Here is a 14651-nt window from a genome sequence, read left to right as displayed (position 1 = left end):
AGACTATACAAGAAGGGGGAAGGTTTGTGGGAACCACACTTAAAAAGGGTGCCGGGAAGTATATCGTTTTTGCACTTTTATATCTTGGTTGGTGCGTGTCGTATATCGACCGGGCGGCGATAAGCTTTGCGATGGCGGCGATCGCCAAAGACTTCAGCTTGGATCCTAAAGCGATGGGCGTGGTGCTGAGTACGTTTTTCATCGGGTACTCGCTGATGCAGATTCCCGGCGGCTGGCTGGCCGATAGATTCGGCTCGAAAAAAGTAATTATAATCGCAATCTTTTTCTGGTCGGTTTTCACGATGATCACCGGCTTGGCATGGTCATTGGCATCTTTGATCGTCATTCGCTTTGTTTTCGGTTTAGGCGAAGGCATCTTTCCGCCCGCCAGCTTAAAAGGGGTAGCCGAGAATTTCTCCAAAATCGAAAGGCCCAAAATGACAAGCGCGCTCTTGTCTTCAAACTATATCGGCAGCGCCATTGCGCCGATGATAGTAGCCCCGCTGATCCTGTACGCCGGTTGGCGGCACATGTTTTTCGCCATCGGCATCGCCGGCATCGTCTTTGTCGCCATTTATTGGTTTATGGTGCGTTCGAATAAGCAGGAGCACTCTATTGAAGGCCAGGAAAAGGCCGCTAAAGAAAAAGTGGACACGAAAACGTTGCTTAAAATGCCGCTGATGTGGCAGCTCGTCATTACCTGGTTCGGTCTCAGCCTGGTGAATAAAGGGCTGGATTCCTGGATGCCAACCTATCTTCTGACCGTGCGCCACATGAACCTGAAAGCGGTCGGGATGGCGTTGCCCTTCCCGTTTATCGCCGCGGGGATCGCGACGGCGATCGGCGGCTGGGTCATGGTCCGCTTCTTTGACGGCAAAGAAAAATACCTGCTGGTAATCAGCGCAACCATGACCGCCGTGTTCCTTTATTTAATGGCCCATGCCGCAACCATTACCTCGGTAATCGCTTTCCAGTGCCTGGTATATTTCTTTAAATCCTTCGTACTGGCGACCACAATGGCATTGCCGATGAAAATGTTCCCCGGCAGAGTGGTCGGGTCGGCCGCCGGCATGATCAACTTCGGCGGGCAATCGGCCGGCTTTGTCTCGCCGCTGATTATCGGCCTTTTGATCAGCGCCTTCGGCGGCTCGTACGACGCGGCGTTCTGGTTCCTAATCGGGGCTGCCTGCCTGTCGGTGGTGACCAGCCTGACGATTAGAAGGACCAATAAGATTACAACCATGGTGGAGGACTGATCCCTGCCATGAGCATGAATTGACACGGGTGTGAGGAGGAAGAAGACATGAAGATAGAAAAAATCGTATTGCGTAAGATGAAAGTCACATTTAAAACTCCGTTTGAGACCAGCTTCGGGGCCATGGCGGAAAAGCATTTCATACTTGCCGCGCTCCATACCAAGGATCATGTCGGCTACGGCGACTGTCCCGCTTTCGCCAGCCCCTGGTATAGCGAAGAGACGACCACCACCGGCTGGCATATGCTGAACGATTTCCTTATTCCCATCCTCTTCAGCCAAGGGGAAATCAACCACCCGGAAGAACTGGCTGAACCGTTTTCCCAGATCCGGCGCAACAATATGGCCAAGTCGGCCCTCGACTGCGCACTGTGGGATCTGTACGCCAAGGAGAGGAATATCACGCTGTCCCAGGCGCTGGGCGGCACGCGGGACAAGGTGGAAACAGGGATCAGCATCGGCATTCAGGAGAGCCCCGACGCGCTGCTGAAGGCGGTGGACCAGTTCATGGCCGAGGGCTATCGCCGGGTCAAGGTAAAGATAAAGCCCGGCAAAGACATCAAATACCTGGAGGCCATCCGCAAGCGTTTCGGCGACATCATGCTCATGGCTGACGCCAATTCCGCCTATACCCTGAAGGATATCGACCTGTTCAAGGAAATGGACTGTCTGGGCATGATCATGATCGAGCAGCCGTTGTCTCATGACGATATTGTCGATCACGCCAAGCTGCAGGCTGTCATGAAAACCAGGATCTGCCTGGACGAGAGCATCCACTCTGTGGATGACGCGCGTCACGCCATCGAGCTGGGCAGCACCAAGACCATCAATATCAAAGTGGCGCGGGTCGGCGGCCTGACTCAGGCCAAGAAGGTCCATGACCTGTGCGCGGTCCATGATATTCCGGTGTGGTGCGGCGGCATGCTGGATACCGGTATCGCCCGAGCCCACAATATCGCCATAGCATCTCTGCCGAACTACAAATTCCCCGGCGATCTGCCCGCTTCAACCCGCTACTGGCATCAGGACCTTATCACGCCGCCGATCACTATCGACAAGAACGCCATGGTTGAAGTCCCGGCCAGACCGGGCATCGGGTTTGACCTTATTCCGGAAATAGTGGATAAGTTTACTTATGAGAAGAAAGAGATTGTGCGCTAGTTTTTAAGGCGACGTATTTGCGGTCGTTCGTAAAGCCCCGGAGGCCACAAGCGGCTGGCCTTTACGAACGGCCGCATATTTGCCGGGGAGGATAAGATAAGGATGAGAATTGACCGTATCGATATTATCCGGGTGAAAACGCCTTTCGTGCACCCTTTCGAAACCAGCTTTACCCGTTTTGTGGAACGCGATGCCCTGATCGTAAAGGTCTATTCGGAAGGCCTTGTCGGCTACGGCGAGTGCAAAGCCTTTTACGCGCCGCTCTATAATCCCGAGGATAACGGGACGTGCCTGCATATCATCAAAAATATGATCGCGCCTGCCATCTTGCACCAGGATATCGTTGGTCCGGCGGAATTTATGGCTAAGGTCGCGTTTATCGTCGGCAACCGCCTGGCCAAGGCCAGTATCGAGAACGCGCTGTGGGAGCTGCAGGCCCAGCGGGAGGGCAAGTCGCTCAAGACGTTGCTCGGCGGCACGCAGGACGAGGTCAAGGTTGGCGTGAGCCTGGGCATCGAGCCGACCATCCCGGCACTGCTCGAAAAAATCGAAAAATACCTGGCCGAGGGATATCACCGGACCAAAATAAAGATCAAGCCCGGCAAGGATATCGAAGTGCTGCGGGAAGTCCGGCGACACTATCCGGATATCGTCTTGACGGTGGACGCCAATTCGGACTATACGCTGGCCGATATCGAGCTGTTCAAGGCGATGGATGACCTCAACCTTCAGTACATCGAGCAGCCGCTGGCCGAGGATGATATTGTCGACCACGCGGTGCTGCAGAAAGCGATAAAAACCCCGATTTGCCTGGACGAAAGCATCGTGTCCGTCGATACCGCCCGTAAGGCCATCGAACTGGGAAGCTGCAAGATCATCAACATCAAGTCCAGCCGCTGCGGCGGCCTGTACGAATCAAAAAAAATCCACGACCTGTGCCAAAAGAACAATATCCCGGTCTGGGTAGGCGGCATGACCGAGCTGGGTATCGGCCGGGTGCAGAACATATCGTTCGCCAGCCTGCCGAACTTCGCCTCCCTGGCCCACGATATCGCCGCCAGCAAGCGCTACTTCGCCGAGGATATCACCCTTCCCGTCGTGGACATCACCCCGCGCTGCACTCTCATCGTGCCGGACGAGACCAACGGCGTGCGCTACGAAGTTGATACGAAGGCGATCGACCGGATGATGGTCAGTTGCGATGTGATTAAATAATAGTAAGTAGCACCACATCGATTTTCGAATGTATATTGTATACAATGTCGAAAAACACTTGCAATTGACGCGAAAAATTATATAGTGGAAGTATGAAGAATAATAATGGGCAGACAGACGCACCGATTTTGCATCGTACGCTTCCCGGCATGATCGCCAACATTCTGCGCGAAGAGATAATTGCCGGGGGACTAAGCGGCGGCGTCCAGCTGAAGCAGGAAGAATTGGCCACAAAGTTCAGCGTCAGTCTCAGCGTCGTGCGGGAGGCGTTGAAGAGCCTGGAAGCCGAAGGATTAGTGCGGTTTTATCCCAACCGGGGGGCTGTTGTCAGCGAACTGTCCGCGGACGAAGCCAGGGAAATATTCGATATCCGGCTGTTTCTCGAATTAGGGGCGCTGGAACTGGCGATTCCCAATTTGACGGAGACCGATATCGCTGCCGCCGGGAGCATATTATGCAAGGCGGATGCCGAACCTCACGGCCGACACTGGGGGGAACTTAACTGGCAGTTCCACGAGACTCTGTACCGGGCTGCCGGAAGACCCAAATTGCTTACTTTGATCCAGACCATGCATAACAACGTCGAACGATACATGCGCCTGTATTTGTCGACGATGAACTATCAGGCGAAGTCGCAGGCGGAGCACCGGGAGTTGTTGCAGGCCTGTGCCCGACAAGACGTTGCAGCCGCGCAGGCTTTGTTGCGCAGGCATATGGCTGATGCGAGCGTCAATTTGGGCCGATATTTGAGCGGGTAACGCCGTTATCAGGAGCGGATTTAGGATTGTTTGTTCGGTATACATTCGAAAATCGAAAATCGATAACATGTAGGCGAGTGTACGCCGGCGGGCATTAAACGAGGAGGTATACCATGTCCAGCAAACGGATCGAAGAATTCAAGAAGTCGTACATAGCATCGAAACCGTCCATCAGCATAAAACGGGCCGAAGTATTTACCGCGTCCCACAAAAAGACCGAGGGCGAAGCAATCATAATCAGGCGCGCCATGGCTTTTAAGGAAGTGTGCGCGAGCATTCCGGCAACCATTTTTGACGACGAATTGCTGGTCGGGTCGATCGGCGAGTTTCGCAAGTCCGGGATCATCTGCCCCGAGTATTCCTGGAAATGGGTTGATGATGAGCTTGATTCGTTCGAAAGCCGGACACAGGACCCATACCTGATCGAGGCCGAGGCTAAAGAAAAGCTGCGCCAGGAGATTTTCCCGTACTGGCGGGGCAAGTCGCTGGAAGAAACTTTTCTGGCGCGGATCAACCCGGAGACGGCCAAAATTCTCATCGATACCGGCATCATCGACAATGACTCCAAATGGCGCAGCGCCGTAGGCGAGGTTACGGCCGATTACCAGGATGTGATATTCAAGAAGGGGTTTGGCGGGCTTAAAGCCGAAGCGCTTGCCCATCTGGCGGAATTGGAGCCGGTTACCGCGGACGATCTGGATAAAATCACTTTTTATCGGGCGGCCGTGCTGGTATGCGACGGAATCATCACCCTGGCCCGCCGGTACGCCGATAAGGCGACCGAGCTTGCCCAAGCCGAAAAAGTCGCCGGTCGTAAAGCCGAGCTGCTGGAGATCGCGAGAATATGCCGCAAGGTGCCGGAGCAGCCTCCCGAAACCTTCTATGAAGCCATACAGACCGTGTGGTTCACCCAGTTGGGGTCGGTCCTGTCCGAGAATTCGCTGGCGCTGAACCTGGGCCGCTTTGATCAATATATGTATCCGTATTACAGCAAAGACATAGCGGCAGGCGTTCTTACCCGGGAAAAGGGCCAGGAACTGGTCGAGGCGCTGTGGATCAAGCTGTCGGAATGGGTCTGGGCCATTTCCAGCAATACCGCCAAATTTTTCGCCGGCTACAATTCTTTTCAGAACCTGACGGTGGGCGGCAGAGCGCGCGACGGCCGCGACGCGACCAACGAACTGTCCTATATGTGCCTGAAGGCTACGGAAAATGTGAAGACTCACCAGCCGGGCCTCAGTGTGCGCATCCATCCGGACAGCCCGGACGAATTCCTGCTGGCGGTTTGCAAGCTGATCGGCGTCGGCACCGGCTTTCCGGCCGTCCACAACGACCGGGCCGGTTCGGAGATGCTGCTGGCGGCCGGGTTGTCGCCGGAAGATGCGCGCGACTGGAACAACTGCGGTTGTGTGGTACCGCATTTCCGCAAGGTGGGCGAGTGGACATCGGCGGTCAGCATCAACCTGGCGGCTGCTGTCGAGTATGCGCTGAACGGCGGCAAAAGCCGCATTACCGGCCAGGCCATGGGGCTACCGGAAAGGCCGGCGGCGGAGTTCGCGAGCTATGAAGAGGTCAAGGCCGCTTATTTCAGGCAACTCGCGTATCTCATCAAGCATTCGGTCGTCGGTACGATTACCGCCCAGCAAATTCATGCCGAAATGGTGCCGAGGCCCTATTTATCCATGCTGGTGGACGGTTGTATGGATAAGGGGAGAGACCTGAGCAAGGGCGGCGCCAAGTATAATGTCGGGCCGGTTCTGACCGGCATCGGCGTGGCCGATTCGGCCAATTCCCTGGCGATGATCAAGAAACTCGTGTTCGAGGAGCGGAAATATACGCTGGCGGAGATTTGCCGCGCCCTGGACGCCGACTGGGCCGGTTACGGCGAATTGCGGCGGGCGGCGTTGGCGTGCCCCAAATACGGCAACGACATTGAGTACGTCGATGCGATCGCGGTGGAGATCAGCGAATTCTATTATAAAGAGATCAGGGGCTACAGGGATTATTTCGGTTCCCCTTTTAATTCGGCGTTCATGGGCATTTCCAATTATATTCCCGCCGGCAGTGTGATCGGCGCGACTCCGGACGGCAGACTGGCGAAAAGCCCACTGACCGAAGGGATTTCGCCGCATGCCGGCACCGATCTCACCAGCCCCACCGCTGCCATGCGGTCGGTGGCAAAAATCAACCACGACGTGCATTCCGGCGGTACGCTGCTGAATATCAAATTCGCGCCCGAGCTGCTGAAATCGGAGCGAAACCTCAAGAATCTGGCTGCCCTGATCAGGGCGTATTTCGCCCTCGGCGCTTTCCACGTCCAGTTCAACGTCATTTCGACCGAGACCCTGCGCCGGGCCCAGGAGAATCCGGAGGATTACCGGGATCTGCTGGTCAGGGTAGCGGGCTACAGCACCCAGTTCGTCAATTTATCCCGGGAAGCGCAGGATGCGATAATCGCCAGAACCACCTATGAGACGCTATAGTTTGGCGGGATGGAAGAAATGAGCACAATAGCGGGTAATATTTTTCAAATCCAGCGATGGTCGGTTCATGACGGCGAGGGGATAAGAAGCACAGTCTTTTTCAAGGGTTGCCCGCTGCGCTGCCGGTGGTGCGCCAATCCCGAGTCCTGGCACGGCGCTCCGGAAGTCTTGTTTTTCCATAGCCTGTGCAGCGGCTGCGGGCGCTGCGTTCAGGCGTGCACCAGCGGCGCGATTGCCGTAGTGAACGGCATTGCTCGGACGGTATCCCCGGAAAAGTGCCGCGGCTGCGGCAAGTGTTGCGAAGGTTGCCCTACCGGAGCCAGGAAAATGATGGGCAAAGTCTGCTCCGTTGATGATATTTTGCGGATTATCCAACGGGACGCCATCTTCTACCGGACGTCGGGCGGCGGAGTGACATTTTCCGGCGGCGAGCCCTTCGCCCAGCCGGAATTCCTGCGCCAGCTGGCGGCTGACTGTCATCGTCTGGGCATCGATACCGCGGTCGAAACCTGCGGCCATTTTGACTGGGAGCAGGTCAAGGATATCGTGGCGCTTCTGGATGGCGTTTTTGTAGATATCAAGCATATGGACGACGCGGTTCACCGGCGGCTGACCGGGGTCGGCAACCGCCTGATACTGGAAAACATCGCGCTGATGTCCCGCCTTAAGCCCGGGGTGATCGTGCGGGTCCCGCTTATCGCCGGAGTCAACGACGGAGAGCGGAACATCCGGGCTATGGGCGAGTTTCTGCAGCTTCGGACACGGGTTCAAGGGGTTGAGCTGCTGCCGTACCATGACCTTGGGGTCGGCAAATGGGAGGCCGTCGGCGCCTCGGCCACCGTGTTTACGGCGCCGGACGACTCCCGGGTCGACGCCGCCAAGCAGATTATCGCTAGCTGCGGCTTACGCATTGTTGATTATAAATAGAGACTCAGCCCGGCAAAAGCCGGGCTGGGGAAGACAAAAGATAAACATCAATTTATCGGGAGGCGAGACAATGAACCAGAAGCACGCGGCCTTTCAGTTCGTGGACGACCATCGCGAGGAAATGCTTGCCCTGTGGCGAGAGGTGGTGACGCTGGAAAGCGGGCCGCACGAAAAGGCGGGGATTGACGCCGTCGGCGCCAGATTCAGGCAGGTGCTGGAAGAAGCGGGCGCAACCTGCCGGGTGGTGGAATTCGCACAAGCCGGCAATATGCTTATCGGCGAGCTGGGCGCCAAGAGCACTCTGCCGGGGGTCATTTTGCTGGGGCATATGGATACCGCCATCCCGGCGGGGGCGATTGCCGAGCGGCCGTTCACCATCAGGGACGGAAAGGCTTATGGGCCGGGGGTCCTCGATATGAAGGGCGGCATCGTCGCTTTCCTCTATGCCATCAAGGCGCTGAAGGCCGCGGGCTATGACGCGCGGGCGATCAAGGTTCTGCTGGCCGGTGATGAGGAGGTCCTTCACGCCCACTCGGCTGCGGCGGACGCGCTTGTGTCCGAAGCCGCCGGCCATGCGGCCGCTTTCAATTGCGAAACCGGGTTTGTCGACAACGGGATTGTCGTCGGCCGCAAGGGGATAGCGCGGATAATGATGGAGGTTAAAGGGGTTGCCGCCCATGCGGGCAATGATCCCGAAAACGGGCGCAACGCGATCATCGAGCTTGCCCACAAGGCGATCGCGGTCCAGGGTCTCACAGACTGGGACAAGGGCATATCGTTCAACGTCGGCGTAATCCAAGGCGGGACAACCTCCACCGCCGTTCCCGACCACGCGAAAATCTTCATCGATGTACGCTACAAGGAGCCTGACGACCTGCCTGGGGTGATCGCCCGGGTTGAAGAAGTCGCCGCCAAAACTTATATCGACGGTACATCCACTAAAGTCGTTTTGCTCGACGGCCTGAAGCCGATGAAAACAACCGAGGGAGTAATGAAGCTGTTTGAACTGGTCGCAGCGGCCAGCGAAGAAAACGGTTTCGGCAAGCCATACGCCAAATATGTGGGCGGCGGCTCGGATTCGGCCTACACGGTGATCGCCGGCGTACCCACGGTGTGCGCCATGGGGGTGAAGGGCGGCCGCAACCATAGCCCCGAGGAGTACGCTGTCGTGGATACGCTCTTTGAACGGGCCAAGCTGCTTATCGCCAGTGTGCTGAAGCTGGAAGCTTAGCAAAACTGGAAAGGAATAGGGGCAACCAGCTCTGATGCGGCGGTTGCTATTCCTGCCGGGGAGTTGCCGTAAATTCCTAGGGGGTGGTAGGCGTGGATACGGATATTGCCAGCCGGGTCGAACAATTTATTTATGACGAGACCGGGCTGTTGCCGGTTATTTGCGACCACAACGGAATTATTGTGGCCGCACATGATAAGACCCGGATAGGCAAGCCGCATAGCGGTTCGAAGCAGGTTCTCGGAAGCAAAATCGAGTGCCGCATGGTCACCGCCGAGGATGAAGAGCGCTCGGGCGGCGCCAGCAGAATGGGCGTTCACATGCCTATCATTTACAAAGGCGAGTGGATAGGCAGCTTCGGCATAGGCGGCGATCCAAACTACACCAAGCCGATCGCCCAGATTATTACCGGCATTATCCGCAAGGAACTGGACGAAGCTGAAGGCAGGCTGCATACGGCAAAGCAGGCTCAGAAGGTTCAGGATTCTATAACTACTATTGCGGCCACTGTCGAACAGCTAAATGCATCCTTGGAAGATCTGGCCGCTACCATGCAAAACGTCGCCAGCATTTCAGACAAGGCTGCAAAGGATGTCAATAATACGGATAATATTATTTCTTCCATTCAGCAGATAGCTACGCAGACAAATCTTCTTGGGCTAAACGCCGCCATTGAGGCCGCCAGGGCCGGTGAGCAGGGGCGAGGATTCGCCGTGGTGGCGGAAGAGGTCAGGAAGCTATCTGATCAAAGCAATCGTTCAGCAAGCAACATCCGGAATACGCTACAGGAACTGAAAGCATCAGTGGAACTGGTTATCCATCATACTAAACAAACCGCATCGGTAGCCCAAGAACAGGCCAAAGCTACCCAAAGTATTACGGAACAGGTGATGAAGCTGCGAGATGTTGGCGAGGAATTGCTTAATATGGCCGGGATGGAATAGTTTCACGGCCACTATGTAGCCACCTGTGTAAATAGTTCATAATAAAATGAAAATTGAATATCGCTTTAAAATCGACAATCGGAGCAAGGAGTGACATCGTGAGCAGCATGAAAGACAAAGCTTTTCGTTTCGTCGAGGAGAATCGACAGGCCATGATCGAGCTTTGGCGGGAGCTTGTCAGTATGGAAAGCGGTTCGGCCGATAAAGCGGGGGTCGATGCCGTCGCCTTGCGGCTAAAACAGTTTTTGGACAGCGCGGGCGGTACGACCAAACTCATTGAGATGGAAACGGCCGGCAATATGCTCGTCGGCGAGATCGGGGCCGGGCGGGCAAAACCGGGGATTCTGTTCGTGGGGCACATGGACACCGTTTTTCCGGCCGGAACGATTGCCAAGCGTCCCTTCACCATCAAAGACGGCACCGCGTACGGACCGGGCGTTCTCGATATGAAGGGCGGCATTGTCGCGTTTCTCTACGCGATTATGGCGTTAAAGGCCGCCGGCTATGATGCGCGGCCGCTGAAAGTCGTTTTGGCCGGTGACGAAGAAGTCGGCCATGCGCATTCGGATGCTGCCGGGCACATTATGCACGAGGCGCGCGGTTGCGTTGCGGCCTTTAACTGTGAAACAGGCTTTGTCGACGACGGCATCGTGCTCGGGCGCAAAGGAACCGCGGAGTTTACCCTGGAGGTCAAGGGGGTCGCCGTTCACGCCGGCAACGAACCGCAGAATGGCCGCAGCGCGATTCTCGAAATCGCCCATAAAGTCATCGAAATTCAGAAAATGACCGACTATGACAGGGGAATCACTTTCAACGTCGGCGTCATTCAAGGCGGCACGGTGAAGAACGCGGTGCCTGATTACGCAAAAATCCTCGTTGATATCCGCTACCAGGATCCCGGGCAGCTGGGCAAAATCAAAGCAATGGTTGATAAGGTCGCGGCGAAGACGCATATCGACGGCACCAGCACGACATATTCCTTTTCGGACGGCATCGCGCCGATGCAAACGACACCCGCCAGCAAAGCGCTTTTCGAGATCGTTAGGCAGGCGTATGAAGAAAACGGCTTCGGCCGGCCGTACGAGCATTTCGTGGGGGGCGGCTCGGACTCGGCTTTTACCGTGCTGGCCGGCGTTCCGACCGTCTGCGCCATGGGGGTAAAAGGCGGCCGCAACCACAGCGCTCAGGAATATGCCGTGGTCGAGACGCTTTTTGAGCGGGCCAAGCTTTTAGTCGACTGTGTTCTCAGACTGGATTAGTGGCCAGGGCCGGGTGCCCGTATCGCTAATGGGCACGGGAGCAAAGGCGGCCTTATTGAAGGGGGGGATGCCGGGTTGCCTGGTGGCAGGTATTCTGTACCGGTGTTTCTATAAATGTAAGGAGGTAAATTCATGGAAGTTAAGCGCGGGGACAGTTCTATCGGTAAGAAGGCTTCAGCGGAAAGAATGAAAAATTTCCTCAAGTTCGTTGAAACAGCGGGAAACAAACTCCCCGACCCGTTTCTCCTCTTCGTGATCTTTGCGGTGGTCGTGCTGGTGCTTTCCTACCTTCTCCACGCGGCTGGCACCTCGGTAACGTATATGGCTGCCGCCAAAGGGGGGGGAGCCCCGAAAATGACCACGGTTGCAGTGCGAAACCTTTTGGACGCGGGGTTTTTCCAGGAGTTTCTCCGTGATTTCATAAAAACCTATATTACTTTCCCGCCATTGGGCATTGTTATGGTACTAATGCTGGGTATAGGCTATGTTCAGGATACGGGCTTCTTTGACGCTTTCATGAAAAAGACGCTGATGGGTGCGCCGCCCTTCATGATCACCTTTATGCTGGCGCTGGTCGGAATCTGCGCCAACATTTCCGGTAATGCCGGTATCATTATTTCGACAACCCTTGGCGCAGCGCTTTTCGCCTCCTTAGGAAGAAACGCCATCCTGGGCGCGATCGTCGGTTATGTTGCCGGGCATGGCGGCTTTACCGCCAATCTGCTGGTTACCGGCGACGATGCCCTGCTGTCCGGCATTACGGCTTCCGCGGCCAAGAGCATGGGTATAACGGCGCCGATACATCCGCTGATCAACTATTTTTACATGGTGCCGGCAACCTTGATAATAGCGACCGTAATCACCGTTGTCACCGAGTATGTCATGCCCATGTACGTAAATCCCAAAGGCAAGGTGGATGCCAGCGGAATGGATGTAGGGCGCGTAACGCCCGCGGAGATAAAAGGGCTGAAGATGTCTTTGTGGTACTTCGCGGCCTTTCTGGTATTGCTCCTAATCGGCGTTGTTCCTGGAAACGGCATATTGCGCAACGCGGCCGGCGGCTTTTTGCCGCATTCCCCCCTGGTTGACGGCGTCGTAGCTATCCTCTTTTTCCTCTTTATTTTCGTGGGGACAGGTTATGGAATAGGGTCCGGGTCGATCAAAAACCACCGGGATGTCCCCAAATACATGGCCGGCGGGCTCAAGTCGTCCCTGTCGTATTTCGTGGTGGCCTTTCCGGCGGCGTTCTTTATTTACTTTTTCTCCGCCAGCAAACTGGCCGTAATTCTGTCCGTCAACGGGGCGGAATTTCTCAAGGCGATGAACTTCACCGGTGTGCCGCTGGCAGTCGCATTTGTCATTCTGGTGGCTTTCCTGAATTTGTTCCTCACCAGCGGTTCGTCCAAGTGGATGATCCTGGCGCCCATTTTCGTGCCGATGTTCGCCCAGGTCGGCTTCTCTCCAGCCTTGACCCAGGTAGCCTTTAGGATAGGGGATACGTGCACCAATCCCATCACCCCCATAAACTACTTTATCCCCATAGTGCTGGCGATAATGGAACAGTACAAGCAAGAGGGCGAGGAGATCGGCCTAGGCAACGTAATATCGATGACGCTGCCTTACGGGTTGGCTTTCCTGGTTATGTTAACATTGCTGCTCGTCGTCTTCATGGTGTTTAACATTCCGCTGGGGCCCGGGGTCAGCCTTTGGATGTAATGCGGAAGACCGGAGACATAAGGTTTTTCCGCAGGGAAGAGGCTAACGGTTAGACGGTTTGCCGCGTATTCGCCCAGAGACGCTTTTGCTCAAAAAGGCGTCTCTGGGCGATACGCACGCCGGCGGTCGTTGCCGGAACGATGCAGTAGACGAAAATGATACCTTGCCCGAATTTGTTGATACACTGCCAGGAGGTTTTGCAAATGAAGCCGCTTGAAGGGATTCGCGTTCTGGATTTGACCCGGGTCTTGGCGGGGCCTTATACGTCAATGATGCTTGCTGATTTCGGGGCCGATGTCATAAAAATTGAAGCTCCGGATACAGGCGACGATTCAAGAGCGTTCGGGCCGTTCGTCGGCAAGGAAAGCGCTTATTTTATGAGCTTGAACCGGGGAAAACGCTCCGTGACATTGAACCTGAAATCGTCGGAAGCGCGAGACCTGTTTAAAGAGATGGCGAAGAAGGCCGATGTTGTGCTTGAAAACTACCGGCCGGGGACGATGGAGAGGTTCGGTTTAGGCTACGATGCTTTGCGCGCGGTCAACCCCCGGATTATATACGCCGCCTGTTCCGGGTTCGGGCACAGCGGCCCGTATATGGAAAAACCGGCTTATGACGTGATCGTACAAGGCTTGGGCGGCCTAATGAGCGTTACCGGCCAGGAAGGCGGCGAACCAACGCGGGTGGGAGCGTCAATTGGCGATATCGCCGCGGGACTGTTTACCGTCAACGGCATTTTAATGGCGTTATACAGTCGCATGATAACCGGCCGGGGCCAAAAGGTAGATGTGGCAATGCTGGATTGCCAGATAGCGATCTTGGAAAACGCCATCTCCAGATATCTGGTTTCCGGAACAGTGCCCAAGCCGATCGGCAATCGCCACCCGTCCATAACCCCGTTTGAAGCCTTCCGCGCGAAAGACGGCCATGTTATTATCGCTATCGGCAATGATCGGTTGTGGGCGGCTTTTTGCCGGCTGATTAAGCGGGAAGACCTTATTGCCGATGAGCGGTTCAGTACTAATGCTTGCAGAACCAATAACCAGAAGCAACTGAAGACGGTATTGGATGAAGTGTTTCCCACCAAATCCGTGGACGAATGGATCGAAACCCTGGATGGTGCAGGCATCCCCTGCGGGCCGATCAACACCGTCGACCGCGCGATAACTGACCCGCAGGTCCAGGCCAGGGAAATGATCGTCGAGATAGAGCATCCGGTGGCCGGTCGCCTGAAAATGCCCGGAGTGCCGATAAAGCTTTCCGAAACTCCGGGAGAGGTGGAGCGGCCCGCACCGCTACTCGGCCAGCATACCGAAGAGGTGCTGCATGAACTGTTGGGAATGACCCCGGACCGGATACACGACCTCCGGTTCAGGAAAGTAATATAAGCGGTGGGATTGTCAGCCTTGCTCAATACAAATTGGGATCGCCATTCTTGTTAAGATTTATACCGTCGTGCATGAAAAACCGGGGATGAACCGTTTATGGTACATCCCCGGTTTTTTCGTTGCTGATGAAACACCCGCAACCGACGCGTGGGGAAGGGGCATAAATCGGGTTTGGCTCGACTAGTCGCAGAAGATTGTACCATAAACGGTACAAAATCCCAGCAAAACTTATCTGAATGTTACGAAAAAGGTACAAAATTATGACGGGTAAAAATGCGAGTCTCAGGCACTGCTAGGTTGGACGGCCTACGGGG

11 protein-coding genes and 1 pseudogene are annotated in these 14651 nt (G+C 55.5%); all 12 read left to right on the top strand.

The window, feature by feature from the left end:
* Positions 1–26: 26 nt before the first annotated feature.
* The 12 genes and pseudogenes from Q4T40_15235 to Q4T40_15180 all read left to right on the top strand — a co-directional run bounded on the left by Q4T40_15235 (position 27) and on the right by Q4T40_15180 (position 14337).
* Positions 27–1256 carry an MFS transporter gene (locus Q4T40_15235; protein MDT8902601.1) on the top strand — a complete coding sequence of 410 codons (1230 nt, stop codon included), beginning with the start codon at positions 27–29 and terminating at the stop codon, positions 1254–1256.
* A 47-nt stretch (positions 1257–1303) separates the two neighbouring features.
* On the top strand, positions 1304–2416 hold the full coding sequence (gene menC, locus Q4T40_15230; GenBank protein MDT8902600.1) for an o-succinylbenzoate synthase: 1113 nt from the start codon (positions 1304–1306) through the stop codon (positions 2414–2416).
* A 102-nt stretch (positions 2417–2518) separates the two neighbouring features.
* Positions 2519–3631, top strand: coding sequence for an o-succinylbenzoate synthase (menC, locus tag Q4T40_15225; protein ID MDT8902599.1), 1113 nt, complete (start codon positions 2519–2521; stop codon positions 3629–3631).
* 92 nt (positions 3632–3723) lie between these two features.
* Positions 3724–4389 (top strand): GntR family transcriptional regulator, encoded by a 666-nt coding sequence (locus tag Q4T40_15220; protein MDT8902598.1) that lies wholly within the window; start codon positions 3724–3726, stop codon positions 4387–4389.
* 113 nt (positions 4390–4502) lie between these two features.
* Entirely contained in the window at positions 4503–6872 is a 2370-nt protein-coding gene (locus tag Q4T40_15215) for a glycyl radical protein (GenBank protein ID MDT8902597.1), read from the top strand.
* Between the two features lie 18 nt (positions 6873–6890).
* A complete protein-coding gene (locus Q4T40_15210; protein MDT8902596.1) occupies positions 6891–7799 on the top strand; it encodes a glycyl-radical enzyme activating protein in 909 nt (302 codons plus the stop codon).
* A gap of 70 nt (positions 7800–7869) precedes the next feature.
* Positions 7870–9030 (top strand): M20 family metallopeptidase, encoded by a 1161-nt coding sequence (locus Q4T40_15205; protein ID MDT8902595.1) that lies wholly within the window; start codon positions 7870–7872, stop codon positions 9028–9030.
* Between the two features lie 92 nt (positions 9031–9122).
* Positions 9123–9509, top strand: a pseudogene (locus tag Q4T40_15200) (sugar diacid recognition domain-containing protein).
* 51 nt (positions 9510–9560) lie between these two features.
* Complete coding sequence (locus Q4T40_15195; GenBank protein ID MDT8902594.1) at positions 9561–9974, top strand: methyl-accepting chemotaxis protein; 414 nt, start codon at positions 9561–9563, stop codon at positions 9972–9974.
* Between the two features lie 107 nt (positions 9975–10081).
* The gene (locus Q4T40_15190) at positions 10082–11233 is read left to right on the top strand and encodes a M20 family metallopeptidase (protein ID MDT8902593.1); all 1152 of its coding nucleotides are present in this window, start codon (positions 10082–10084) and stop codon (positions 11231–11233) included.
* 132 nt (positions 11234–11365) lie between these two features.
* Positions 11366–12949 (top strand): AbgT family transporter, encoded by a 1584-nt coding sequence (locus tag Q4T40_15185; GenBank protein ID MDT8902592.1) that lies wholly within the window; start codon positions 11366–11368, stop codon positions 12947–12949.
* 203 nt (positions 12950–13152) lie between these two features.
* A complete protein-coding gene (locus Q4T40_15180) occupies positions 13153–14337 on the top strand; it encodes a CoA transferase (protein ID MDT8902591.1) in 1185 nt (394 codons plus the stop codon).
* Positions 14338–14651 lie beyond the last annotated feature (314 nt).

It is taken from the genome of Selenomonadales bacterium 4137-cl (assembly GCA_032334055.1).
GTDB classification, from domain to species: domain Bacteria; phylum Bacillota; class Negativicutes; order Sporomusales; family UBA7701; genus Anaeroselena; species Anaeroselena agilis.
This window is presented reverse-complemented; position numbering and strand designations above follow the sequence as displayed.

Coding starts and splice junctions, on each gene's coding strand:
- menC (MDT8902600.1), top strand. CDS start 1,304: ATGAAGATAGAAAAAATCGTATTGCGTAAGATGAAAGTCACATTTAAA.
- menC (MDT8902599.1), top strand. CDS start 2,519: ATGAGAATTGACCGTATCGATATTATCCGGGTGAAAACGCCTTTCGTG.
- Q4T40_15220 (MDT8902598.1), top strand. CDS start 3,724: ATGAAGAATAATAATGGGCAGACAGACGCACCGATTTTGCATCGTACG.
- Q4T40_15215 (MDT8902597.1), top strand. CDS start 4,503: ATGTCCAGCAAACGGATCGAAGAATTCAAGAAGTCGTACATAGCATCG.
- Q4T40_15210 (MDT8902596.1), top strand. CDS start 6,891: ATGAGCACAATAGCGGGTAATATTTTTCAAATCCAGCGATGGTCGGTT.
- Q4T40_15205 (MDT8902595.1), top strand. CDS start 7,870: ATGAACCAGAAGCACGCGGCCTTTCAGTTCGTGGACGACCATCGCGAG.
- Q4T40_15190 (MDT8902593.1), top strand. CDS start 10,082: ATGAAAGACAAAGCTTTTCGTTTCGTCGAGGAGAATCGACAGGCCATG.
- Q4T40_15185 (MDT8902592.1), top strand. CDS start 11,366: ATGGAAGTTAAGCGCGGGGACAGTTCTATCGGTAAGAAGGCTTCAGCG.
- Q4T40_15180 (MDT8902591.1), top strand. CDS start 13,153: ATGAAGCCGCTTGAAGGGATTCGCGTTCTGGATTTGACCCGGGTCTTG.